The organism is Enterobacter sp. R-25 (assembly GCF_049913205.1).
In the GTDB taxonomy this organism is placed as follows: domain Bacteria; phylum Pseudomonadota; class Gammaproteobacteria; order Enterobacterales; family Enterobacteriaceae; genus Enterobacter; species Enterobacter ludwigii.
The window spans coordinates 1263536-1288169 of the sequence record NZ_CP183982.1 but is presented as its reverse complement, the minus strand read 5'-3'; the positions used below and the strand labels follow the sequence as shown (position 1 = coordinate 1288169).

26 protein-coding genes are annotated in these 24634 nt (G+C 53.7%); 19 read left to right on the top strand and 7 right to left on the bottom strand.

The window, feature by feature from the left end; all coding sequences use genetic code 11:
• The first annotated feature begins 213 nt into the window (after positions 1-213).
• From leuS to lipA, 14 genes are all read left to right on the top strand, one after another.
• Positions 214-2796, top strand: coding sequence for a leucine--tRNA ligase (gene leuS / locus ACN9MQ_RS06085; RefSeq protein ID WP_063214894.1), 2583 nt, complete (start codon positions 214-216; stop codon positions 2794-2796).
• Positions 2797-2810: 14 nt separating this feature from the next.
• A complete protein-coding gene (gene lptE / locus ACN9MQ_RS06080) occupies positions 2811-3380 on the top strand; it encodes an LPS assembly lipoprotein LptE (protein ID WP_251884259.1) in 570 nt (189 codons plus the stop codon).
• Positions 3380-4411 (top strand): DNA polymerase III subunit delta, encoded by a 1032-nt coding sequence (holA, locus tag ACN9MQ_RS06075; protein WP_251884260.1) that lies wholly within the window; start codon positions 3380-3382, stop codon positions 4409-4411. Before lptE ends, holA begins: the two co-directional genes overlap by 1 nt.
• A complete protein-coding gene (gene nadD, locus ACN9MQ_RS06070) occupies positions 4404-5069 on the top strand; it encodes a nicotinate-nucleotide adenylyltransferase (protein ID WP_014169121.1) in 666 nt (221 codons plus the stop codon). The genes holA and nadD overlap by 8 nt, the downstream gene beginning before the upstream one ends.
• A gap of 270 nt (positions 5070-5339) precedes the next feature.
• The gene (gene rsfS / locus ACN9MQ_RS06065; RefSeq protein WP_003858696.1) at positions 5340-5657 is read left to right on the top strand and encodes a ribosome silencing factor; all 318 of its coding nucleotides are present in this window, start codon (positions 5340-5342) and stop codon (positions 5655-5657) included.
• Positions 5658-5660: 3 nt separating this feature from the next.
• Positions 5661-6128, top strand: a complete 468-nt coding sequence (gene rlmH, locus ACN9MQ_RS06060; protein ID WP_003858701.1) for a 23S rRNA (pseudouridine(1915)-N(3))-methyltransferase RlmH — start codon at positions 5661-5663, stop codon at positions 6126-6128.
• Between the two features lie 28 nt (positions 6129-6156).
• The gene (gene mrdA / locus ACN9MQ_RS06055; protein ID WP_014169119.1) at positions 6157-8058 is read left to right on the top strand and encodes a peptidoglycan DD-transpeptidase MrdA; all 1902 of its coding nucleotides are present in this window, start codon (positions 6157-6159) and stop codon (positions 8056-8058) included.
• Between the two features lie 2 nt (positions 8059-8060).
• Positions 8061-9173, top strand: a complete 1113-nt coding sequence (mrdB, locus tag ACN9MQ_RS06050; RefSeq protein WP_014169118.1) for a peptidoglycan glycosyltransferase MrdB — start codon at positions 8061-8063, stop codon at positions 9171-9173.
• A 16-nt stretch (positions 9174-9189) separates the two neighbouring features.
• Positions 9190-10302: an endolytic peptidoglycan transglycosylase RlpA gene (rlpA, locus tag ACN9MQ_RS06045; RefSeq protein WP_426262689.1), complete on the top strand. Its 1113-nt coding sequence runs from the start codon at positions 9190-9192 to the stop codon at positions 10300-10302.
• 139 nt (positions 10303-10441) lie between these two features.
• Positions 10442-11653 carry a D-alanyl-D-alanine carboxypeptidase DacA gene (gene dacA, locus ACN9MQ_RS06040; protein WP_014169116.1) on the top strand — a complete coding sequence of 404 codons (1212 nt, stop codon included), beginning with the start codon at positions 10442-10444 and terminating at the stop codon, positions 11651-11653.
• Between the two features lie 105 nt (positions 11654-11758).
• Positions 11759-12022 carry a DUF493 family protein YbeD gene (gene ybeD, locus ACN9MQ_RS06035; protein ID WP_003858718.1) on the top strand — a complete coding sequence of 88 codons (264 nt, stop codon included), beginning with the start codon at positions 11759-11761 and terminating at the stop codon, positions 12020-12022.
• A gap of 95 nt (positions 12023-12117) precedes the next feature.
• Positions 12118-12759 (top strand): lipoyl(octanoyl) transferase LipB, encoded by a 642-nt coding sequence (gene lipB, locus ACN9MQ_RS06030; RefSeq protein ID WP_047743938.1) that lies wholly within the window; start codon positions 12118-12120, stop codon positions 12757-12759.
• Positions 12760-13050: 291 nt separating this feature from the next.
• Positions 13051-14004 carry a YbeF family transcriptional regulator gene (locus ACN9MQ_RS06025; RefSeq protein ID WP_020885001.1) on the top strand — a complete coding sequence of 318 codons (954 nt, stop codon included), beginning with the start codon at positions 13051-13053 and terminating at the stop codon, positions 14002-14004.
• A 207-nt stretch (positions 14005-14211) separates the two neighbouring features.
• Positions 14212-15177: a lipoyl synthase gene (gene lipA / locus ACN9MQ_RS06020; RefSeq protein ID WP_025204675.1), complete on the top strand. Its 966-nt coding sequence runs from the start codon at positions 14212-14214 to the stop codon at positions 15175-15177.
• Between the two features lie 81 nt (positions 15178-15258).
• On the opposite strand, the gene tatE is transcribed toward lipA, so the two are convergent.
• Together tatE and ACN9MQ_RS06010 are read right to left on the bottom strand one after the other, a co-directional pair.
• Positions 15259-15462, bottom strand: a complete 204-nt coding sequence (tatE, locus tag ACN9MQ_RS06015) for a twin-arginine translocase subunit TatE (RefSeq protein ID WP_014169112.1) — start codon at positions 15460-15462, stop codon at positions 15259-15261.
• A gap of 126 nt (positions 15463-15588) precedes the next feature.
• Positions 15589-16377 (bottom strand): deaminated glutathione amidase, encoded by a 789-nt coding sequence (locus ACN9MQ_RS06010; protein WP_426021309.1) that lies wholly within the window; start codon positions 16375-16377, stop codon positions 15589-15591.
• A gap of 67 nt (positions 16378-16444) precedes the next feature.
• On the opposite strand from ACN9MQ_RS06010, the gene crcB reads away from it, so the two are divergent.
• A complete protein-coding gene (gene crcB, locus ACN9MQ_RS06005) occupies positions 16445-16828 on the top strand; it encodes a fluoride efflux transporter CrcB (protein WP_014169110.1) in 384 nt (127 codons plus the stop codon).
• 220 nt (positions 16829-17048) lie between these two features.
• On the opposite strand, the gene cspE is transcribed toward crcB, so the two are convergent.
• Entirely contained in the window at positions 17049-17258 is a 210-nt protein-coding gene (gene cspE / locus ACN9MQ_RS06000) for a transcription antiterminator/RNA stability regulator CspE (RefSeq protein WP_002439184.1), read from the bottom strand.
• A gap of 190 nt (positions 17259-17448) precedes the next feature.
• Positions 17449-18066, bottom strand: a complete 618-nt coding sequence (gene pagP, locus ACN9MQ_RS05995; protein ID WP_014169108.1) for a lipid IV(A) palmitoyltransferase PagP — start codon at positions 18064-18066, stop codon at positions 17449-17451.
• A gap of 495 nt (positions 18067-18561) precedes the next feature.
• On the opposite strand from pagP, the gene dcuC reads away from it, so the two are divergent.
• Positions 18562-19929: an anaerobic C4-dicarboxylate transporter DcuC gene (gene dcuC / locus ACN9MQ_RS05990; RefSeq protein ID WP_020885003.1), complete on the top strand. Its 1368-nt coding sequence runs from the start codon at positions 18562-18564 to the stop codon at positions 19927-19929.
• 94 nt (positions 19930-20023) lie between these two features.
• Positions 20024-20833, top strand: a complete 810-nt coding sequence (rna, locus tag ACN9MQ_RS05985; protein WP_020885004.1) for a ribonuclease I — start codon at positions 20024-20026, stop codon at positions 20831-20833.
• On the opposite strand, the gene ACN9MQ_RS05980 is transcribed toward rna, so the two are convergent.
• Together ACN9MQ_RS05980 and ACN9MQ_RS05975 are read right to left on the bottom strand one after the other, a co-directional pair.
• Positions 20827-21444: a flavin reductase family protein gene (locus ACN9MQ_RS05980; RefSeq protein ID WP_025204679.1), complete on the bottom strand. Its 618-nt coding sequence runs from the start codon at positions 21442-21444 to the stop codon at positions 20827-20829. The genes rna and ACN9MQ_RS05980 overlap by 7 nt on opposite strands.
• A gap of 102 nt (positions 21445-21546) precedes the next feature.
• Complete coding sequence (locus ACN9MQ_RS05975) at positions 21547-22377, bottom strand: alpha/beta fold hydrolase (protein WP_020885006.1); 831 nt, start codon at positions 22375-22377, stop codon at positions 21547-21549.
• Between the two features lie 254 nt (positions 22378-22631).
• Between ACN9MQ_RS05975 and rnk the strand changes: the two genes are divergently transcribed.
• On the top strand, positions 22632-23042 hold the full coding sequence (gene rnk / locus ACN9MQ_RS05970) for a nucleoside diphosphate kinase regulator (RefSeq protein WP_014169101.1): 411 nt from the start codon (positions 22632-22634) through the stop codon (positions 23040-23042).
• 137 nt (positions 23043-23179) lie between these two features.
• Positions 23180-23269 (top strand): small membrane protein YldA, encoded by a 90-nt coding sequence (gene yldA / locus ACN9MQ_RS05965; RefSeq protein WP_271661446.1) that lies wholly within the window; start codon positions 23180-23182, stop codon positions 23267-23269.
• A gap of 9 nt (positions 23270-23278) precedes the next feature.
• Here yldA and ACN9MQ_RS05960 read toward each other — a convergent pair whose 3' ends face one another.
• Positions 23279-24517, bottom strand: coding sequence for a zinc-dependent alcohol dehydrogenase (locus ACN9MQ_RS05960; RefSeq protein ID WP_020885007.1), 1239 nt, complete (start codon positions 24515-24517; stop codon positions 23279-23281).
• Between the last annotated feature and the right edge of the window lie 117 nt (positions 24518-24634).

Below are 24634 nucleotides of genomic sequence, written 5' to 3'. Positions count from 1 at the left end.
ATTTTGCCTCCCGGGTAAGTAACTGACTCTAATAATAGACCTTATTTAGCCACCGCTTTGCCAGATGAACCACAGACCCGACAAATTCCTCACGCGCGCATTTGTGCGAAAGGCTGTTTTGGCGCGGGCGTTTGGGCTATGCTATGCGGATCTGAATTACCACATCCATTGGCTACATTTGTAGCTGTATTGAAAACAGGACCACTGGCTGCCATGCAAGAGCAATACCGCCCGGAAGAGATAGAATCAAAAGTCCAGCAACACTGGGACGAGAAGCGCACCTTTGAAGTAACCGAAGACGAGAGCAAAGAGAAGTATTACTGCCTGTCGATGCTTCCCTATCCTTCTGGTCGACTACACATGGGCCACGTGCGTAACTACACCATTGGTGATGTGATTGCCCGCTATCAGCGTATGCTCGGCAAAAACGTCCTGCAGCCAATCGGCTGGGATGCGTTTGGTCTGCCTGCAGAAGGCGCGGCGGTCAAAAACAACACGGCACCTGCCCCGTGGACGTACGACAACATCGCGTACATGAAAAACCAGCTCAAAATGCTGGGCTTTGGCTATGACTGGAGCCGCGAGCTGGCGACCTGCACCCCGGAATACTACCGCTGGGAGCAGAAATTCTTCACCGAGCTGTACAAAAAAGGCCTGGTGTACAAGAAGACCTCTGCCGTTAACTGGTGCCCGAACGACCAGACCGTACTGGCGAACGAGCAGGTTATCGACGGCTGCTGCTGGCGTTGTGATACCAAAGTTGAGCGTAAAGAGATCCCGCAGTGGTTTATCAAAATCACCGCCTACGCTGACGAGCTGCTGAACGATCTGGATAATCTGGATCACTGGCCTGATACCGTCAAGACTATGCAGCGTAACTGGATCGGCCGTTCAGAAGGCGTGGAGATCACCTTCAACGTTGAGAACGACGATCGGACCCTGACCGTCTACACTACCCGTCCGGACACCTTCATGGGTGCGACCTATCTGGCCGTGGCCGCTGGTCACCCGCTGGCGCAGAAAGCCGCGGAAAACAACCCGGAACTGGCGGCCTTCATCGACGAGTGCCGCAACACCAAAGTGGCCGAAGCCGACATGGCGACGATGGAGAAGAAAGGCGTTGATACCGGCTTTAAGGCCATCCATCCCCTGACGGGCGAAGCAATCCCTGTCTGGGCAGCCAACTTCGTGCTGATGGAGTACGGTACGGGCGCCGTCATGGCCGTTCCAGGCCACGATCAGCGTGACTACGAATTTGCCACCAAATATGGCCTGACCATTAAACCTGTCATCCTCGCGGCTGACGGTTCTGAGCCAGACCTCTCCGCACAAGCCCTGACCGAAAAAGGCACCCTGTTCAACTCGGGTGAATTCAGCGGTCTGAGCTTTGAAGATGGCTTCAACGCGATTGCCGACAAGTTAGCGTCGCTGGGCGTCGGTGAGCGTAAAGTCAACTACCGCCTGCGCGACTGGGGTGTCTCTCGCCAGCGCTACTGGGGAGCACCTATCCCAATGGTGACGCTGGAAGATGGTACCGTGATGCCAACGCCAGAAGATCAACTCCCGGTGATCCTGCCGGAAGATGTGATCATGGACGGTATCACCAGCCCGATCAAAGCCGATCCTGAGTGGGCAAAAACGACCGTTAACGGCCAGCCAGCGCTGCGTGAAACTGACACCTTTGATACCTTTATGGAATCGTCATGGTACTACGCGCGTTACACCTGCCCGCAGTATCAGGAAGGCATGCTGGATTCCAATGCAGCAAACTACTGGCTTCCTGTGGACATCTACATCGGTGGTATTGAACACGCCATCATGCACCTGCTCTACTTCCGCTTCTTCCACAAGCTGATGCGCGACGCAGGCATGGTCAATTCTGATGAACCAGCAAAACAGCTGCTGTGTCAGGGAATGGTGCTGGCAGATGCCTTCTACTACGTCGGGGCGAACGGCGAGCGTAACTGGGTGTCTCCGGTTGACGCGATCGTTGAGCGCGACGAGAAAGGCCGTATCGTGAAGGCGAAAGACGCCGAAGGTCATGAACTGGTTTATACCGGCATGAGCAAGATGTCGAAGTCTAAAAACAACGGCATCGACCCTCAGGTGATGGTTGAGCGTTACGGCGCAGATACCGTGCGTCTGTTTATGATGTTTGCCTCTCCGGCTGACATGACCCTGGAATGGCAGGAATCGGGCGTTGAAGGGGCTAACCGCTTCCTGAAGCGTGTCTGGAAACTGGTTTACGAGCACACCTCTCAGGGTGATGCTCCGGCAGTGAACGTCGCGGCACTGACTGAAGATCAGCAGGCGCTGCGTCGTGATGTTCATAAAACGATTGCAAAAGTGACCGATGATATTGGTCGTCGTCAGACCTTCAATACCGCAATTGCGGCTATTATGGAACTGATGAACAAGCTGGCAAAAGCCCCGCAGGACGGCGAGCAGGATCGTGCCTTAATGCGTGAAGCGCTGCTGGCCGTCGTTCGCATGTTGAACCCGTTCACCCCGCACGTCAGCTTCACCCTCTGGCAGGAGCTGAAAGGCGAAGGCGATATCGACAACGCACCGTGGCCAGTGGCTGACGAATCCGCGATGGTGGAAAACACCACGCTGGTTGTGGTCCAGGTTAACGGCAAAGTTCGCGGTAAAATTACCGTGGCGGTCGATGCTACCGAAGAACAGGTTCGCGAACGCGCAGGCCAGGAACATCTGGTTGCGAAATATCTTGAGGGCGTTACCGTACGTAAAGTGATCTACGTACCGGGTAAATTGCTGAATCTGGTCGTTGGCTAAGCGCGGGAGGAAACGTGCGACAACTGGCAACAATACTCTTATCTCTGGCGGTGCTTGTCACCGCTGGTTGTGGCTGGCATCTGCGCAATACCACGGCAGTGCCTGCTGAAATGAAAACGATGATTTTCGACTCATCGGATCCGAATGGTCCACTCAGCCGGGCAATTCGAAACCAGCTGCGGCTTAACGATGTTGAGTTGATTGAGAAAGGGACGTTACGTCAGGATATTCCATCCCTGCGCGTTCTGAGCTCAGCCTTAGCTCAAGACACGGCGTCCATTTTCCAGGACGGCCGTACCGCGGAGTATCAGATGGTTCTGTCGGTTAATGCCGCCGTCCTGATCCCGGGTAAAGACATCTACCCAATCAGCACGAAAGTGTACCGTTCGTTCTTCGATAACCCGCAGACGGCTCTGGCAAAAGACGCCGAGCAGCAGATTATCATCAAAGAAATGTACGACAAGGCCGCAGAGCAGTTGATCCGTAAGCTGCCGGGCGTTGCCGCGTCAACGAAACAGGGTTCTGACATCATCGAAAAACCGGATGCCACCACGCCTCCTGTTTCTGCCTCCATGGGTAACTGATGATCAGGCTGTATCCTGAACAACTCCGCGCGCAGCTCAATGAAGGGCTGCGCGCGGCGTATCTGCTTCTCGGAAACGATCCGTTATTACTTCAGGAAAGCCTGGATGCCGTCCGACAGGCGGCGGCCGCGCAGGGCTTTGATGAACACCACACCGTCCAGTTGGATAACAACACCGACTGGAATGCCCTCTTCTCGCTTTGCCAGGCGATGAGCCTCTTCGCATCGCGCCAGACCATCCAGATCCTGCTGCCGGAGAATGGCCCTAACGCGGCCATCAATGAACAGCTGGCAACGCTGGTCAGTCTGCTGCACAGCGATCTGCTGTTTATTGTGCGCGGCAACAAGCTCACCAAAGCGCAGGAAAACGCGGCCTGGTTTACCCGGCTCGCGGCCAATGCGGTTATGGTGACCTGTCAGACGCCTGAGCAAGCCCATCTGCCAAAATGGGTCGCGACAAGAGCGAAGCAAAACAATCTTCAGCTGGACGACGCCGCAAACCAGCTCCTCTGCTACTGCTATGAAGGCAACCTGCTGGCACTGGCTCAGGCGCTGGACAGGCTCTCCCTGCTCTGGCCAGACGGTAAGCTGACACTGCCACGCGTGGAGCAGGCCGTTAACGATGCCGCGCACTTTACGCCCTTCCACTGGGTGGATGCGCTGCTGGCAGCGAAAAGCAAACGCGCCCTGCATATACTGCAACAGCTGCGCCTGGAAGGTAGCGAACCGGTTATTTTGCTGCGCACCCTTCAGCGTGAATTATTACTGCTGATTACGCTCAAGCGTCAGTCTGCACATACGCCATTACGTTCGCTGTTTGATAAACATCGGGTGTGGCAAAACCGTCGGGCGATGACCACCGAGGCCATCAACCGCCTGAGTCATGAACAGCTGCGTCAGGCCGTGCAGCTTCTGATGCGCGCTGAGCTTACGTTGAAACAAGATTATGGTCAGTCGGTCTGGGCGGAGCTGGAAAGTCTCTCTTTGCTGCTCTGCCATAAGGCGCTGGCAGACGTATTTATCGATGGATAGTATGCATTCTTTACAGGCCCTGTACGGTGGTACCTTCGACCCGGTCCATTACGGACATCTGAAGCCGGTTGAAATTCTGGCGAATCTGATCGGCCTTCAGCGCGTAATCATCATGCCCAATAATGTGCCGCCACACCGTCCGCAACCTGAGGCGAGCAGCGAGCAGAGAAAAGAGATGCTCGCTCTGGCCATCGCGGATAAACCGCTTTTTAGCCTTGATGAGCGAGAACTGCGCCGCGACACACCGTCCTGGACGTCGCAAACGCTGCAGGAGTGGCGAGCGGAGCAAGGGCCGGACACGCCGCTGGCCTTTATTATTGGTCAGGACTCCCTGCTCAATTTTCCCACCTGGCACCAGTATGAAACGATCCTGGAAAACAGCCACCTGCTTGTCTGTCGCCGTCCGGGCTATCCGCTGACCATGCGAGAAGAGCAGTATCAGCAGTGGCTTGAGGCGCATCTCACAGACAATATTGAAGACTTGCACAACCAGCCTGCCGGGAAGATTTATCTGGCAGAGACGCCGTGGTTCGATATTTCTGCGACCCTCATTCGCGAGCGTCTGCAGCAGGGATTAGCCTGTGACGATCTGCTGCCATCAGCTGTGCTGGACTACATTCACGCGCATGGGTTGTATCAGAAAAGCGCAGACGCATAGCGGGGGCGCATGAAAAAGCGGCGTAATGATTATCCTGCCTTGACAGGTTAAGCCATACTGTTATCCTCCGCTGCCAGACTTTCCCGCCGATCATTGCTTTACAGAAATTGTTTTACAAAAATGGCGATGCAATCTCAGGCGGAGGGTGGGATGATACCCGCCTTCAAAAGCCCGGCCGGAGACATTTGTCCCGACACTGGCGTCAGTTCAGGTATACTGTCTGGCCACGAATTCATAGTTATACAATCTCATTCACCCCAGGGGGAAAACTTGCAGGGTAAAGCACTCCAGGATTTTGTTATCGACAAAATTGATGACCTGAAAGGTCAGGACATCATCGCTATCGACGTTAAGGGTAAATCCAGCATCACCGACTGCATGATTATCTGCACCGGTACTTCAACGCGTCATGTTGTTTCGATTGCCGACCACGTTGTTCAGGAATCGCGTGCAGCAGGCCTGTTACCGCTTGGCGTTGAAGGTGAAGCGACCGCTGACTGGGTGGTTGTCGATCTCGGCGATGTGATTGTCCATGTCATGCAGGAAGAGAGCCGTCGCCTGTATGAGCTGGAAAAACTCTGGGGTTAATGCGTGAAGTTGCAACTGGTCGCCGTCGGCACCAAAATGCCGGACTGGGTACAAACCGGTTTTACTGAATATCTGCGTCGTTTTCCAAAAGACATGCCGTTCGAACTGGTGGAAATTCCCGCCGGGAAACGCGGCAAGAACGCCGATATCAAACGTATTCTCGATAAAGAGGGAGAGCTGATGCTGGCTGCCGCAGGCAAAAACCGCATCGTCACCCTCGATATTCCAGGTAAACCCTGGGATACGCCGCAGCTGGCGCACGAACTGGAGCGCTGGAAGCAGGATGGTCGTGACGTCAGTCTGTTGATTGGCGGGCCTGAAGGGTTATCTCCTGCCTGCAAAGCGGCGGCAGAACAAAGTTGGTCTCTCTCCGCGCTGACGCTTCCCCACCCGCTCGTTCGGGTACTGGTGGCAGAAAGCCTGTATCGCGCGTGGAGCATTACTACCAACCACCCATATCACCGCGAGTAGTGACTGACCAGGGTAGATTAAGCAGCGGATGAAACTACAGAATTCTTTTCGCGACTATACGGCTGAGTCCGCGCTGTTTGTGCGCCGGGCGCTGGTCGCCTTTACGGGGATTTTGCTGCTTACCGGCGTGCTGATCGCCAACCTCTATAATCTGCAAATTGTCCGCTTTACCGATTATCAGACGCGTTCAAACGAAAACCGTATCAAGCTGGTGCCCATCGCGCCCAGCCGCGGCATTATCTACGACCGTAACGGCACTCCGCTGGCGTTAAACCGCACCATTTATCAAATCGAAATGATGCCGGAAAAAGTCGATAATGTGCAGGATACGCTTGAAGCGCTAAAAGGCGTTGTCGATCTGACCGACGATGATATCGCCGCGTTCAAAAAAGAGCGTGCCCGCTCCCACCGTTTCACCTCAATCCCGGTTAAAACGAACCTGACGGAAGTCCAGGTGGCCCGCTTTGCCGTGAACCAGTATCGTTTTCCCGGCGTGGAAGTGAAAGGTTACAAGCGTCGCTACTACCCTTATGGTTCCGCGCTGACGCATGTCATTGGTTACGTTTCCAAGATCAACGATAAAGACGTTGAACGCCTCGATAAAGACGGCAAACTGGCGAACTACGCAGCGACGCACGATATCGGTAAGCTGGGGATCGAACGCTACTACGAAGATGTCCTGCACGGGCAGACCGGCTATGAAGAGGTTGAAGTTAACAACCGTGGCCGCGTCATTCGCCAGCTCAAAGAAGTGCCACCGCAGGCGGGGCATGACGTCTACCTGACGCTCGACCTCAAGCTGCAGCAGTATATTGAAACCTTACTGGCGGGCAGCCGTGCTGCCGTTGTCGTCACCGATCCGCGTTCCGGCGGCATTCTGGCGATGGTGTCCATGCCAAGCTACGACCCGAACCTCTTTGTCGATGGTATCTCCAGCAAAGACTATTCCGGTCTGCTCAATGACCCGAATACGCCGCTGGTGAACCGCGCCACACAAGGGGTTTACCCGCCAGCGTCAACGGTAAAACCGTACGTGGCGGTCTCTGCGCTGAGCGCGGGCGTCATCAACCGCAATACCAGTCTGTTTGACCCGGGCTGGTGGCAATTACCAGGCTCTGAAAAACGCTATCGCGACTGGAAAAAATGGGGCCATGGTCACCTCAACGTTACCAAATCGCTGGAAGAGTCTGCGGATACCTTCTTCTACCAGGTTGCGTATGACATGGGCATTGACCGCCTGTCAGAGTGGATGAGCAAATTCGGCTATGGACATTACACCGGCGTTGACCTTTCAGAAGAACGTTCCGGTAACATGCCAACCCGTGAGTGGAAGCTGAAGCGCTTTAAGAAGCCGTGGTATCAGGGTGATACCATTCCGGTGGGTATCGGTCAGGGCTACTGGACGGCGACCCCGATTCAGATGAACAAAGCGATGATGATCCTCATCAACGATGGCGTAGTGAAAGTTCCGCACCTGCTGCAAAGTACGGTTGAAGACGGCAAAAAAGTGCCGTGGATCCAGCCGCATGAAGCCCCGGTGGGTGACATTCATTCCGGTTACTGGGAAATTGCCAAAGACGGTATGTACGGCGTGGCGAACCGCCCGAACGGGACCGCACATAAGTATTTCGCCGGCACACCGTATAAAGTGGCCGCCAAATCCGGTACTGCGCAGGTCTTCGGTCTGAAAGCCAATGAAACCTATAACGCGCACCGCATTGCTGAACGTCTGCGTGACCATAAGCTGATGACGGCCTTTGCCCCTTATGATAACCCGCAGGTTGCGGTGGCGATGATTCTGGAAAACGGCGGCGCAGGTCCGGCCGTGGGGACCATCATGCGCCAGATCCTCGACCACATTATGCTGGGTGATAACAACACCGAACTGCCGGCTGAAAACCCGGCCGCCGCTGCGGCGGAGGACCAATAATCATGACGGATAATCCAAATAAAAAATCGCTGTGGGATAAAATCCATATCGACCCAGCCATGCTGCTGATCCTGCTGGCTTTGCTGGTTTACAGCGCCCTGGTTATCTGGAGCGCCAGCGGCCAGGACATCGGCATGATGGAGCGCAAAATCGGCCAGATCGCGATGGGCCTGGTCATTATGGTGGTCATGGCGCAGATCCCGCCGCGGGTCTATGAAGGCTGGGCACCGTATCTGTACATATTCTGTATTGTGCTGCTGGTTGCGGTAGATGCTTTTGGGGCCATCTCTAAAGGCGCGCAGCGCTGGCTGGATCTGGGCGTTGTCCGCTTCCAGCCCTCTGAAATAGCCAAAATAGCGGTTCCCTTGATGGTGGCGCGTTTTATTAACCGTGACGTCTGCCCGCCTTCGCTGAAAAATACCGCCATTGCGCTGGTGCTGATTTTCCTGCCGACGCTGCTGGTTGCGGCGCAGCCTGACCTCGGTACCTCGATTCTTATCGCCCTCTCCGGCCTGTTTGTCCTGTTCCTGTCGGGTTTAAGCTGGCGTCTGATTGGCATTGCAGTCGTGCTGGTGGCAGCGTTCATCCCGATTCTCTGGTTCTTCCTGATGCATGATTACCAGCGACAACGCGTCATGATGCTGCTCGATCCGGAAACCGATCCGCTGGGTGCGGGCTATCATATTATTCAGTCCAAGATTGCGATCGGTTCCGGCGGCCTGCGCGGTAAAGGCTGGCTGCACGGCACCCAGTCCCAGCTGGAGTTCTTACCGGAACGTCACACCGACTTTATCTTTGCGGTTCTGGCGGAAGAGCTGGGCCTGGTTGGCATCCTGATTCTGCTGGCGCTGTATGTGCTGTTGATCATGCGAGGGCTGTGGATCGCCGCGCGTGCGCAAACCACCTTTGGCCGCGTGATGGCAGGCGGGTTGATGCTGATTTTATTCGTTTATGTCTTCGTAAATATTGGTATGGTGAGTGGTATTCTGCCGGTTGTTGGCGTCCCGCTCCCGCTGGTGAGCTACGGAGGCTCGGCACTGATCGTGTTGATGGCCGGGTTTGGTATCGTGATGTCGATCCATACCCACAGAAAAATGTTGTCAAAAAGCGTATAAAAATAAGGGGATCGGAATGCGTAAGCAGTGGCTGGGGATCTGCATTGCGGCAAGTTTACTTGCGGCCTGCACAAGTGATGATGGTCAGCAACAGGCAACCGTCGCGCCGCCGCAGCCTGCGGTTTGTAATGGCCCGATCGTTGAAATCAGCGGTGCCGATCCCGTTTATGAACCGCTCAATGCCAGCGCGAATCAGGATTACGAGCGCGATGGCAAAAGCTACAAAATTGTTCAGGATCCCTCCCGCTTTAGCCAGGCTGGCTTTGCCGCCATTTATGATGCCGAGCCAGGCAGCAACCTGACGGCGACCGGCGAAGCGTTCGATCCGATGCAACTGACGGCGGCTCACCCGACCCTGCCTGTCCCGAGCTACGCCCGTATCACCAACCTGGCGAATGGTCGTATGATCGTGGTACGCATTAACGATCGTGGCCCCTACGGTAACGACCGGGTGATCTCCCTGTCACGCGCGGCTGCAGACCGCCTGAACACCTCGAACAATACCAAAGTCCGTATTGACCCGATTATCGTGGCGCAGGATGGCACCCTCTCCGGGCCAGGTACCGCGTGTACGACGGTGGCGAAACAGACTTACGCCCTTCCTGACCGCCCGAACCTGGACGGCGGCATGGGAAGCGTCTCTTCTCCGGCAGAGCCTTCTCAGCCAGCAGGAGAAGTGCGCCCAATCAGCAATGATACGTTGCAGAGCGAAGACACGACGGGTGCGCCAGTAAAGAGTAGCGGCTTCCTTGGCGCGCCGACAACGTTAGCCACCGGCGTGCTGGAAGGCAGCGAACCTACGCCAGCACCGGCTCCTGTTGCCGCTCCTGCCACAGAGCCTGCGCCCGTAACGGCTCCGGCGACGACGCAAAGCACACCGGTTGCGGCTCCAGCGGCGGCCAGCGGCGGCTTTGTGGTTCAGGTTGGGGCGGTAAGCGATCAGGCCCGTGCGCAGCAGTATCAACAGCGTCTGAGCCAGACGTTTGGTGTTCCGGGACGCGTTGCGCAAAACGGCGCAGTATGGCGTATTCAGATGGGGCCGTTTGCCAGCAAATCGCAGGCAGCGTCTCTGCAGCAGCGCCTGCAAAATGAAGCCCAACTACAATCATTTATCGCTGTTGCGAAATAATGAACTGGCGGCATCCAAAGTGTCAATTTGTGTAAAACACATTCACAAACTCATGCTTAAAGTCGGATGCCTGCCTGAATAGCATTTGCTATAGTAAGGCACTTTTTTTAATTCCATCACGGATGTCGTTGTTCTGACCATGAAGACCACTTTTTCTGCTCGTTTTGTGCAGCGCATGGCGCTGACCACGGCCCTTTGCGCAACTGCTCTCTCTGCAGCTCACGCCGATGACCTGAATATCAAGACCATGATCCCTGGCGTTCCGCAAATCGACGCGGAATCGTATATCCTGATCGACTACAACTCTGGCAAAGTGCTGGCTGAACAGAATGCCGACGCCCGCCGCGATCCGGCCAGCCTGACCAAAATGATGACCAGCTACGTTATCGGCCAGGCCATGAAAGCAGGGAAGTTCAAAGAAACGGATCTGGTCACCATCGGTAACGATGCGTGGGCAACCGGCAACCCGGTATTTAAAGGTTCATCATTGATGTTCCTGAAACCGGGCATGCAGGTTCCTGTTTCTCAGCTGATCCGTGGTATTAACCTGCAATCCGGTAACGATGCGTGCGTGGCAATGGCCGATTTCGCCGCAGGAAGCCAGGATGCCTTCGTCGGTCTGATGAACAGCTACGTCACCGCGTTGGGTCTGAAGAACAGCCATTTCCAGACCGTACATGGTCTGGACGCAGATGGTCAGTACAGCTCCGCACGTGATATGGCGTTGATTGGTCAGGCGCTGATCCGTGACGTGCCGAACGAATACTCCATCTATAAAGAGAAAGAGTTCACCTTTAACGGTATTCGTCAGACCAACCGTAACGGCCTGCTGTGGGATAACAGCCTGAACGTTGACGGCATCAAAACTGGCCATACCGATAAAGCTGGCTACAACCTGGTTGCTTCTGCCACCGAAGGTCAGATGCGTCTGATCTCTGCCGTGATGGGCGGTCGTACCTTCAAAGGTCGTGAGACGGAAAGCAAGAAACTGCTGACCTGGGGCTTCCGTTTCTTCGAAACCGTGAACCCGTTGAAAGCCGGTAAAGAGTTTGCTTCTGAGCCAGTCTGGTTCGGTGATAACGACCGTGCTTCCCTTGGCGTGGATAAAGATCTGTACCTGACCATTCCTCGTGGTCGCATGAAAGATCTGAAAGCCAGCTACGTGCTGAACACCACTGAGCTGCACGCGCCACTGCAGAAAAACCAAGTGGTGGGCACCATCAACTTCCAGCTGGATGGTAAAACCATCGATCAGCGACCGCTGGTTGTTCTGCAAGAAATCCCGGAAGGCAATTTCTTCGGCAAAATCATTGATTACATTAAATTGATGTTCCATCACTGGTTTGGCTAAAAATTGAACACTTGAAAGTGTGATTTTGATCCCCATATACTAGATATCCTGATAACTCCCACCTGTCGTGGGAGTTATTCTTTTTGACGTTACGCCGGAGCTGACATGAAAACCAAACTTAACGAACTGCTTGAATTCCCTACCCCGTTTACCTACAAAGTAATGGGTCTGGCGAAACCTGAGCTGGTTGATCAGGTGGTTGAAGTGGTACAGCGCCATGCGCCGGGTGACTACTCTCCGTCAGTAAAACCAAGCAGCAAGGGCAACTACCACTCGGTATCCATTACCATTACCGCAACCCACATTGAGCAGGTTGAGACGCTGTACGAAGAGCTCGGCAATATCGAAATTGTTCGTATGGTGCTGTAGTCCCTCTGCGGTTACCCGGTTTGCCGGGTAACCCGCCTCCCCGCTTGTGATATACTCTCCCTCACCTTTTGTCCCTCGTCTTCGGAGACGTCCTTTTGTATCAGGATAAAATTCTTGTCCGTCATCTCGGGCTGCAACCTTACGAGCCTGTCTCCCAGGCCATGCATGATTTCACCGATTCACGCGATGACACCACCCCTGATGAGATCTGGCTGGTTGAACACCTGCCGGTATTTACGCAGGGACAGGCGGGAAAAGCGGAACATTTATTGATGACGGGTGATATCCCGGTAATTCAAAGCGATCGCGGTGGGCAGGTCACGTACCACGGGCCTGGGCAGCAGGTGATGTACGTTCTGCTGAACCTGAAGCGCAGAAAGCTCGGCGTTCGCGAACTGGTTACCCTGCTGGAACAAACCGTGGTTAACACGCTGGCGGAATACGGTATTGAAGCCCATCCGCGTGCCGATGCGCCGGGCGTCTATGTGGGAGAAAGTAAGATTTGCTCACTGGGGCTGCGTATCCGCAAAGGCTGCTCCTTCCACGGGCTGGCACTGAATATTAATATGGATCTTACCCCTTTCCAGCGCATAAACCCCTGCGGCTACGCCGGAATGGAGATGACGCAAATGTGCCAGTGGGTTGAAAGCGCAACGCCCGAGAATATTCGTCCTGTGCTTTTGAAGAACGTTTTAGCCCTACTTAACAATCCATCTTACGAATATATCACTGCTTAATATATCATGCATCATGGCTCGATTATTTGACGGGCCACTGTTTATTTACCGCTTTTACGCTTTACAATAATCCGCTTATTCTATATTTTCGAAGCGCCCGAATATTACCGCTACATATTATTTAGCCTCCAGCCAGAACTGCATACAGGGCGTAAGTAACTTGCGTGATAATCACACAACTGTTTGTTTTTGATAAACAAGTGAAACAAAACCAACACTTTACGAATCTCTACAAGCATAATAAATAAATTCAACTATCATTCATAATGTGAATGTATACGGAGTGAAAGCGTGGAGTATAATAATTTACCAGCCAAACGACTGAATGACCCAGGTGGTGAGGACAAGCCACAAATTTTTCGGACTTTACGTAATATTGATCTCAATTTGTTGACTATTTTTGAGGCAGTATATGTCCATAAGGGTATCGTTAATGCTGCGAAAATTCTTAATCTCACGCCTTCAGCAATAAGCCAGTCAATTCAAAAACTGCGCGCTATATTTCCCGACCCGTTATTTATTCGTAAGGGCCAGGGGGTTACGCCCACGGCCTACGCCACCCATCTGCATGAGTACATCAGCCAGGGGCTGGAGTCGATTCTGGGTGCGCTGGATTTAACCGGCAGCTATGACAAACAGAGAACCATCACTATCGGCTGCACCCCGTCTGTCGGCGTGCTGGTGATGCCCGCTATTTTTCAGGCGATAAAAGAGCATGTTCCCCAACTCCTGCTGCGAAATGTACCGCTCAACGAGCCTGATATTCAGCTTGCTCAGTTTCAGACCGACCTGATTATAGAAAGCGGCAGCTTTAGCGCCCGAGCGCTCGGACAACATGTCCTGTATGCGGATAACCTGGTGCTGGTGTGCCGCCAGCAGCATCCCGCCCTGAGCGGGCCGTTGACCATTGAAAATCTGCGTAACTATGATCATTCGTCTTTCATGACCGAAGGACAGTCCAATCATGCGCTGCGTCAGCGAATCGATGAGATATTCCCGGAACGCCAGATCAGCTTCAGTAGTTACAATATGTTCACCACTGCCTCCCTGATTGGCAGCAGCGACATGCTCTGCATCATGCCTTCGCGTCTGTATACCTTGTTGCGTAAATGTTGGCCGCTGGAGAGCATTCCTCTCAACCAGCTCAATGCGGAATCTATCGAGATTTCACTGCATTACAACAAACTCAGCTTGCGCGATCCGGTGCTGGAAAACGTTATCCGCGTCATCCGCCAGGCCTTCTGACTGGTTGATACAGCACAAGCCCCTGCCCCCTGCCGGGCAAAACGCACAAAACAACAACTATTTTACAAATTGGCGACCTGGCAGGCTGCTTTACTGACCGTTTCAATGATATACTGCCTGTCGTTCGTTCAAAAATAGTTGATAAATACAACATTCCCTTGAATAGAAACGCTTTCCTTCGATATTCGCAACTGGAACACGCACGCTATGAGTAAACCCATTGTGATGGAACGCGGTGTTAAATACCGCGATGCCGATAAAATGGCCCTTATCCCGGTTAAAAACGTGGCTACAGAGCGCGAAGCGCTGTTAAGAAAACCGGAATGGATGAAAATCAAACTTCCGGCTGACTCTTCGCGTATCCAGGGGATCAAAGCGGCGATGCGCAAGAACGGCCTTCACTCCGTCTGTGAAGAAGCCTCTTGCCCGAACCTTGCTGAATGTTTCAATCACGGTACCGCGACGTTTATGATTCTGGGTGCCATCTGTACCCGCCGCTGCCCGTTCTGCGATGTGGCTCATGGCCGCCCGGTAGCGCCCGACGCTAACGAACCTCAGAAACTGGCACAGACCATCGCCGATATGGCGCTGCGTTATGTCGTTATTACCTCCGTTGACCGTGACGATCTGCGTGATGGCGGTGCTCAGCACTTCGCTGACTGCATTACCGCTATTCGCGAGAAAAGCCCGAACATCAAAATTGAGACGCTGGTTCCAGACTTCCGCGGCCGTATGGATCGCGCGCTGGACATCCTGACCGCGACGCCACCAGACGTGTTTAACCACAACCTGGAGAACGTGCCACGTCTCTACCGTCAGGTACGTCCTGGTGCGGACTATAACTGGTCTCTGAAGCTGCTGGAGCGTTTTAAAGAAGCGCATCCCCATATTCCAACCAAGTCAGGCCTGATGGTTGGTCTCGGTGAAACGAATGCTGAGATCATCGAAGTGATGCGCGATCTGCGCCGCCACGGTGTGACCATGCTGACGCTGGGACAATATCTGCAGCCAAGTCGCCACCACCTGCCCGTGCAGCGCTACGTGAGCCCGGATGAGTTTGATGAGATGAAAGCCGAAGCGCTGGCGATGGGCTTTACCCACGCAGCCTGCGGCCCATTTGTTCGCTCCTCTTACCATGCCGATATGCAGGCAAAAGGCGAAGAAGTGAAATAAGACTGTAATATTCACTTACAGTAATACAAAAAAACCGGCCTCTTGAGCCGGTTTTTTTTCGCAAGCCCTCAGGCATTGCCGTTACTCTTTGTGAGAAAGCTTCTCTGCCGGGATGTCACCCTCGGCGCTTTTCTTCGCAGCCGCATCATCGTCGTTCATCGCTTTCTTAAAGCCTTTGATGGCGGCACCCAGGTCACCACCCAGCGTGCGTAACTTCTTGGTACCAAACAGCAGGACGACCAGTGCGGCAACCACCAGCAGTTTGGTAATACTAATCTCACCCATAGATACCTTCTTTACATAAACCAGGCTGCATTCAGCGCCAAAAACCTGATTGTATTAACGGTCATTTGACGCGTGCACACAATAGCAATCTGTAACAAGGTGAATCAAGCATTGTTGAAAAAAACATCACAATAATTGCGGTGGCGCAAACCGACGGTTGCGAAGAACCGGTAATTGCTGCCGTGCAAGCGTAATCCTCTCCCGCTGTAACTCTGTCATCAGCAAAACCGGGGCCTCCGCCGCAGCGGCTATCGTAACTCCCAGCGGATCCACCACCCTGCTCTGCCCAATGTTCTTATTGCCGCACTCCCCCGAGGCCACAACATAACAGGTTGTATCCAGCGCACGCGCTGCAAGGAGCGTTGCCCAGTGCTGCTCTTTAAGCGGCCCCTTGACCCACGCGGCAGGCACTACCAGCACGTCAGCCCCCTTTAACGCGAGCGTAAGTGCCAGCTCAGGAAAACGCAGGTCGTAGCAGGTCATCAACCCAATCTTAAAGCCATCGACATCAAGCAGCGGTGGGATGCTGTCTCCCGGATCCACCCGCCGCGATTCCTGAATGCTGAAGGCATCATAAAGATGGAGTTTGGCATAGCGCGCAACGATCGCGCCGTCACGGATGGCCACGAGCGTATTTACCGCCCGTCCCGTCGTCGAGGGGACATGCACCGTAAAGAGGGTGGTCAAACCATTGCCCACGCTTTCCGCCAGCAGGTGCTGCAAAAATCCGCCGTCCAGAGGCTGGGCAGACTTCACCGACAGGTCCGGGTCGTGGTCATCTCTTGCCAGCAGCGCCTCCGGCAGCACCAGCAAGGATGCTTCTTTCAGGCGGGCCTGCCTCATCAGAGAGACACATCTATCTGCATTCTCTTGCCAGTCAGGCGTAACCGCAAACTGTCCTACCGCAACATACATATTTGTCCCCTCAGCAAAAACCGCGTTAAACTCGCCACTCTTACACATCAAATAGCAGGTATTTACAGTGTTACAACTACTTTTAGCCGTTTTTATTGGTGGGGGTACGGGTAGCGTTGCGCGGTGGTTTTTGAGTATGCGTTTTAATCCCCTGCATCAGGCTATTCCAATGGGTACGCTGGCGGCTAACCTGATAGGTGCTTTCATTATTGGCGTGGGGCTGGCCTGGTTTAACCGTATGACGCATATCGATCCCGTGTGGAAGCTATTGATTACCACCGGCTTTTGCGGCGGTTTAACCACCTTCTCCACGTTCTCGGCGGAAGTGGTTTTCCTGTTTCAGGAAGGGCGTGTCGGCTGGGCGCTGATGAACATTGCGATTAATATGCTCGGCTCCTTTGCGATGACGGGGATCGCATTCTGGCTATTTTCTTCCGCCACGACGCACTAACAGACGCTGCGTTAATGTTGGCTTAATTTTTCTCTGTCACTCTGAACGCAATACTGAACGAGGGTGACAGAATGAAACAGAACCTGATGAGCGCAGGTGTGGTGTTGTTGAGCGTGCTGATCGTTGCCAGCTTCCTCAAAATGTATCTGCTTAGCTGATTCAACGCGAAAAAAAACCCGCTCAGTGAGCGGGTTTTGAAATTCTTGCTGACGCGTCTGAATTACAGAGCGATTACGTTAGCAGCAGAAGGGCCTTTGGCACCGTTAGTGATTTCGAACTCTACACGCTGACCTTCAGCCAGAGTTTTGAAACCATTAGACTGGATTGCAGAGAAGTGTACGAACACGTCTTTGCTGCCATCTTCAGGAGTAATGAAACCGAATCCTTTGGACTCATTAAACCACTTAACGTTACCTTTAATCTTAGACATCAAAATTACCTTTACATTAAAAAACGACACAAATGCTGTGTCGGGTACCAGTACATCAATTGTGGGACCTTTTGTCCAGCGGTTCTTTGATAAAAAGTGACTAAAGTCGCGTTAATTTCTGCTGACGGTTTTTTATCTCAACGGAATCAACGGCTGCGCATTTTTTCACCACCACGTGACGTTTTTTCAGTTAAAACTGAAAACGCATCCAGGCGAAGTAAACGTTACCGTTGTTGTATGTCCCCGGGATATAGGTCATCTGGAACGTTGCCGGACCATAGCCGATAGAGGCCAGAGGCAGCAGCACCGGAATCGGAATGTAGTTCCAGTTGTCGCGTGCGGTCACACCGGCGGTGTAGCCCAGCCCCACATGGAAGTTTTCATCGGCTAACGGACGCCAGGTTTTCTCCCAGCCATAACCCCCGATTGGTTCCCACTTGTTAAAGGAATCTTTAAAGGCCATCAGATAGATGCCATGCCAGTTCCCTTTTTCGTCCCAACGCGACTGACCAAAACCAGCCCCCCACGGGCGCTCGTTATATTTGTCAGTCTTTTCTTTGTCATAGGCAAAACGCGCATGCCACGTTATTGCCGGAACATACAGGTCATAATGCTCTGGCGCAGTCCAGGTCTGCGACACATTATCAGTGAAGGTGGAGAACCAGCCTTTATCGGTTGCATTGCTCTCGGCGTGTGCAACAGACGACAATGCTAACTGCCCAAAAATAAACAACAAAATGAGGAAAAATTTATTACGTACAATCACAATGCAATTACCATTCTTAGTATTCGAGGCAAAGTTTACCATAAAATAGTTTAATCAAAGCTTAACAGCATCAGCGTTATTCCTAATTAATCAGCGTCTTCCTGGGAATATTCTGAGAGGAACATACCTTCACCCCATAATAAGCACAATAAAAGTAAGCCTTTATTAGGCTTTTATACGCTGGACAATCCAACCAACGCCAGCAATGACGGTCTCCAGGGCCCGTCCTGGAGGGCTGCCGGCAGCCATTAAAAACCCAGTTCCCAAAGGGTTTTTGCTTTTTCTTTCTGCGGCGAATTTAAACCCACAAAATATTTAACAACCCATTATCATTTAATTGACATATAGTGATATCTATACCGGTCAATATGCGCATGAGATAAATGCCGGGGCGATGGCAAAAATACCGTTAATATCTTCTTTAGTAGTCTGTTTATTGATTTTAATCAGCAAGGACAGAACATTAATTCGGCACATTTCATCCTTCTTTTTTATTGATTATTTGTGCTCTCGGGCAGCAAGGATACAGGGGAAACCATGCTTACGTTTATCGAGCTCCTTATCGGAGTCGTCGTCATTGTCGGTGTAGCGCGCTACATCATTAAAGGTTACTCGGCCACAGGGGTGTTATTTGTCGGCGGGCTAACCCTGCTCATTATCAGCGCCATCATGGGCCATCAGGTGTTACCGGCCAGCGCAGACAGTACGGGCTACACCGCCACTGACATTGTTGAATACATTAAAATCCTGCTCATGAGCCGCGGTGGCGACCTGGGTATGATGATCATGATGCTGTGCGGTTTTGCGGCGTACATGACCCATATCGGCGCGAATGATATGGTGGTTAAACTGGCGTCCAAACCGCTGCAGTACATTAACTCCCCGTATCTGCTGATGGTCGCGGCCTATTTCCTTGCCTGCCTGATGTCCCTCGCCGTGTCGTCCGCCACCGGTCTGGGCGTACTGTTAATGGCCACCCTGTTCCCGATTATGGTTAACGTCGGTATCAGCCGCGGCGCGGCCGCCGCGATTTGCGCCTCGCCGGCCGCCATTATTCTTTCCCCCACCTCCGGTGATGTCGTGCTCGCAGCCAAAGCCGCTGAGATGTCGCTTATCGACTTTGCGTTCAAAACCACGCTGCCCATTTCTATCGTCGCCATTGTCGGCATGGGCATCGCGCACTTCTTCTGGCAGCGCTATCTCGATAAAAAAGAGAACATCAGCCACGAGATGCTGGACGTGAGTGAAATCACCACCACCGCGCCAGCGTTTTATGCCATTCTGCCGTTCACACCTATTATTGGCGTGCTTATTTTTGACGGTAAATGGGGCCCGCAGCTGCACATCATCACCATTCTGGTGATCTGCATGCTGCTGGCCGCCCTGCTGGAGTTTGTGCGTGGGTTTAACACGCAGAAAGTCTTCTCGGGTCTGGAAGTGGCCTATCGCGGTATGGCGGATGCGTTTGCAGGGGTCGTTATGCTGCTGGTTGCAGCAGGCGTCTTCGCCCAGGGCCTGAGCACCATCGGCTTTATTCAGAGCCTGATTTCCATCGCCACCTCGTTCGGCTCGGCCAGTATTATCCTGATGCTGGTTCTGGTGGTGCTGACCATGCTGGCCGCCATGACCACCGGTTCAGGTAACGCGCCGTTCTACGCCTTTGTTGAGATGATCCCGAAACTGGCTCACTCCTCAGGCATTAACCCGGCCTATCTCTCCATCCCCATGCTGCAGGCGTCTAACCTCGGTCGCACCATTTCGCCGGTATCGGGTGTGGTTGTAGCCGTTGCCGGGATGGCAAAAATCTCGCCTTTCGAAGTGATCAAACGCACCTCCGTCCCCGTGATTGTAGGGCTGATTATCGTGATTATTGCCACGCAGGTGCTGGTACCCGGCGCAGCTTAAGCTAAATTCCTGATATCCAGAAAGCGCCTGCGGGCGCTTTTTGTGCTTTAATAATTTCCAGAAATTATTCATGCTCATTCGATCAGGAAATCACATGTTCAGGAAGGATATCGTTATTCCGTCTGGCGCAATCGCGCTGGCACTCTGTGTATTCTCCGCACAGGCCGACCCACTCAAGGCAACGCAGTATGGCGATTTTGATCGCTACGTTCTGGCTCTTTCCTGGCAAACCGGGTTCTGCCAGAGCATGGCCGACCGTAACCGCAACGAGCCCGAAGAGTGCCGTTTACAAAAAGAGAGTGATAACAAAACCGATTTTCTGACCGTGCACGGATTATGGCCGGGGCTGCCAAAATCTGTTGCCGCACGGGGGGTGGATGAACGTCGCTGGATGCGTTTTGGCTGCGCAACCCGTCCAATCCCGAACATGCCGGAGGTGAAGGCCAGCCGCAAATGCGCTGCCGCCGAAACCGGACTGTCGCTTTCAGGTGCTGCGAAGCTGAACAGCGTTATGCCGGGTGCTGGCGGTAACTCCTGCCTGGAACGCTACGAATATGCCAAACACGGCGTGTGCTTTGGTTTTGATCCTGACGCGTATTTCGGCACGATGGTGCGCATGAATCAGGAGATAAAAAACAGCGCGGTCGGCAAGTTCCTCGCCGATAACTATGGAAAAACCGTAAGCCGCAGCGACTTTGACAGCGCCGTGGCCAAAGGCTGGGGCAAGGAGAATGTCAAAGCGTTCAAGCTTACCTGTAATGGCAACCCGTCCTACCTGACTGAAATGCAGATCTCACTGAAGGCAGACACCATTAATAACCCGCTTTCTGCGACCTCATTTGCTCCGCAGCCACACCCGGGTAACTGCGGAAAACAATTCGTCATTGATAAAGCCGGTCACTGATTGACGATCGGTCGGGTCATGTCAAACCGGTGCTCGTCACTGATGCCATAGTAAGCCGTCGGCCCACCCGCACGCAGGATGGGCTGCGCTTTCGCCGTCTGATAAATCCCCTCTTCCAGCAACGTTTCGGCGATGTGAATACCCACCACTTCGCCGAGCACCAGCCAGGTATCAACCGGTGTGCCGTCGGCCCCGGTAAGCTGAATACACTGCGACAGGCGACACTCAAAGTTAACCGGGCTTTCTGCCACCCGCGGGGCGTTCACCAGCTGGCTGGCCGCTGGCGTTAATCCCGCAAAGGTAAATTCATTTTCATCGTGGGGAAGCATAGCCGAGGTCGCATTCATCGCTTCAGCCAGATCGCGCGTCGCCAGGTTCCAGACAAACTCGCCGGTTTCGGTAATATTACGCACGCTGTCTTTCCAGCCGTTGCTGGAAAAACCGATGATGGGCGGACGATAGTTAAAGCAGTTAAAGAAGCTATACGGCGCGAGATTCAGCTGACCGGCGTTGTCGCACGAGGAGATCCAGCCAATCGGGCGTGGGCCAATAATCGCGTTCAGTGGGTCATGCGGCAGGCCGTGTCCCAGAGAAGGTTGATAGAAATACATAGTGCTCTCTTAATGGTGGGGCAGAATGGTGGGGCAGACACGAATTGCGTTTCGCTCAGTACCCTGGATCAGGACACTCAGCGTAACGCAATCCGCCAGGAATTAAGACTGAATAAATTTCAGCAAATCGTCATTGATCTGGTGCTTATGCGTGGTGCATATGCCGTGAGAACCCCCGGCATAGACCTTCAGTTCAGCGTTCGGCAGGATCTCTGCAGCCACCCGACCACAGGTCTCGATCGGGACTATCTGGTCGTCGTCGCCGTGGATCACCAGCGTTGGGATAGTCATCTTTTTCAGATCTTCACGCAGATCGGTTTCAGAGAACGCTTTTACGCAGTCATACAGCGCCTTGATCGACCCCTGAAGCCCCTGCTCAACGAAGCTCTCCCGCACCGCTTTGGACTCTTTCGCCCCCGGGCGGTTATAGCCATAAAACGCCTCGGTCAGCGCATAGAAGAAAGCTGCGCGATCGTTAATCACGCCTTCCCGAATACCATCAAACACCTCTTTCGGCACACCGTTCGGGTTGAAATCGGTTTTGATCATAATCGGTGTCACGGCACCAATAAGTACCGCTTTCGCCACGCGATCCGTACCGTGGCGACCAATATAGCGCGCCACTTCGCCACCGCCGGTTGAATGCCCCACGTGAACAGCGTCTTTCAGATTCAGACGCGCCGTCAGCTCAGCCAGGTCGTCGGCATACTGATCCATATTGTGCCCATCCCACGGCTGCGCTGAGCGGCCATGTCCGCGGCGGTCATGTGCAATTACGCGAAATCCTTTTGATCCCAGGTATAACATTTGGTCTTCAAAGGCATCCGCCGTCAGCGGCCAGCCGTGGCTAAACACCACGGGTTGCCCGCTTCCCCAGTCTTTAAAATATAAATAACTGCCGTCTTTCAACGTAATTTTGTCGTAATCGCTCATGAGATCTCCTGAGAAGAAACACTGAATGCGGATAGTCGCCCACAGGGGGCGCTTAAAAAGAATAATGCAAATTGGCAAGGGAGCACGTTTTTCACCGAAAATTCATATGACCCATGAATGTGACCTGTATCACTTCAAAGTTGTGCGCTCAGCCAGTATCATCAGAAGAGTTAAACCCTCGCTGCCAGACGGCGAGGGTTTTCTTTTGGATTGGTTTCTGCGTTACACGCAGCATTAACGACATGGAGTAAAAAATGTCCAGACCCACCATCATCATCAATGAGCTTGACGCAGAACGTATTGACAGACTGCTGGAAAAAGCAGAATTCGCTTCGCTTCCGGTGGCTGACGCCCTGAATGAAGAGCTTGACCGGGCGCAGATGTGCACGCCTGAATCCATGCCTCACGACGTGGTCACCATGAACAGCCGGGTTAAATTCCGTAACCTGGCCACCGGTGAAGAGCTGACCCGAACGCTGGTCTACCCGGCGCAGATGACCGACAGCAGTGCACAGCTTTCGGTCCTTGCTCCTGTGGGTGCCGCGCTTCTTGGTCTGCGTACGGGAGACACCATCAACTGGGCGTTGCCAGGCGGTGCCGCGGCGCATCTGGAAGTGCTGGAGCTGCTCTACCAGCCAGAAGCCGCGGGCGACTACCTGCGTTAACCCCATCTGAACAAACGCTCCCGCGTTGCACAGAGGATGCACCCGCATCCTCTTTCCGCAAATTCACCCGATTATCCTATATCGCCCGAAAACCCCTTAACCCACGCTTAATCTGTTTGGGTGCCGCGGGGACGGTCATGAGTGAGATAGTGGTTATCACACTTATTTTTCTCATTATTCTGGCGATCATCGTCATGGCGGTGCTTTATCTTGAGCGTCATCGGTAAGCGATAATCTCACACCACCCCACCCGGGAAAGCATTGACCAGGCCTTTCACCTGCTGTGCTGCCGCGTCAGGCGTTTCCGCCCCCGGCACCAGAATGACCTTGCGGCACTCCTCCTCCCGTTTTTCGAAAATCTTGTAGGCGCGTTCCGCATCCGCCAGCGGCAGATAGTGGGTCACAATCTCCTCCGGCGTAAGCAGCCCTTTTTCGATAAGCGGCAGCAACTCGCCCAGCCAGGCGTGGACGTGTGTCTGCCCCATCCTGAAACTCAGCCCTTTATCGAAGGCATCGCCAAACAGGAAGCCGTGAATAAACCCGGCGTAAACGCCAGGGACGCTGACAACGCCGCCGCGCCGGACAGCCGCGATACACTGACGCAGCGCTTTGCCGCTGCTGCCTTCAATTTTAAGGTTGCTGAGGATTGTTTCCGTGGTGCTGCCTTTGGCTTCGAACCCGACGGCATCAATCACCGCATCGACACCACGCTGGCCGGCAGTTTGCTCAATGATTTTTTCGGCGGCATCGTTATCATCATCAAAGTTGACCGGGATTGCGCCGTAGCGCGCCTGAGCGAATCGCAGGCGATACGGGTGATGGTCGATGACGAAGATCTGTTCCGCCCCGAGCAACCGCGCGCAGGCAATGGTCAGCAACCCCACCGGCCCGGCGCCGAACACGGCCACGCTCGATCCTTTTTCGATCTGCGCATTTTTTGCCGCCTGCCAGGCGGTGGGTAAAATATCTGACAGGAACAGCGCTTTGTCATCGGACAACAGCGGCGGCACCTTGAACGGACCAACGTTCCCCTTCGGTACGCGAACATATTCCGCCTGGCCTCCCGGCACGCCGCCGTAGAGATGGCTATAGCCAAACAGCGCGGCTGGCGCGGGAATCTGCTTTTTGTTCAGCGCGGCGCCCTGCCCGGCGTTGGTCGTCTCGCAGGCCGCGTATTGCTGCAGACGGCAGAAGAAACAGTCACCGCAGGCAATCACAAACGGGATAACCACGCGATCGCCCTTCTGTAAATTCTTCACCTCCCTGCCACACTCAACGATTTCCCCCATAAATTCATGACCAAAAATATCGCCGTGTTGCACCTTCGGGATTTTGCCGCGATAGAGATGCAGATCGGACCCGCAAATCGCCGTAGCCGTGACCCGCAGAATAATATCGTCTGGCTGTTCAATGATGGGATCGGGGACATTCTCGACGCGAACATGATGCGGGCCGTGATACGTGAGTGCTTTCATGCAACCTCCGAAAGGATCCAGGACAGTGTATAAAGGGTAGCTACCCCAGAAGACTTGCCTGTGATGACGGATCTTTTGAGATTTTTCCTGGCGAGATCAAAAAGTGGCGCCGCGCTT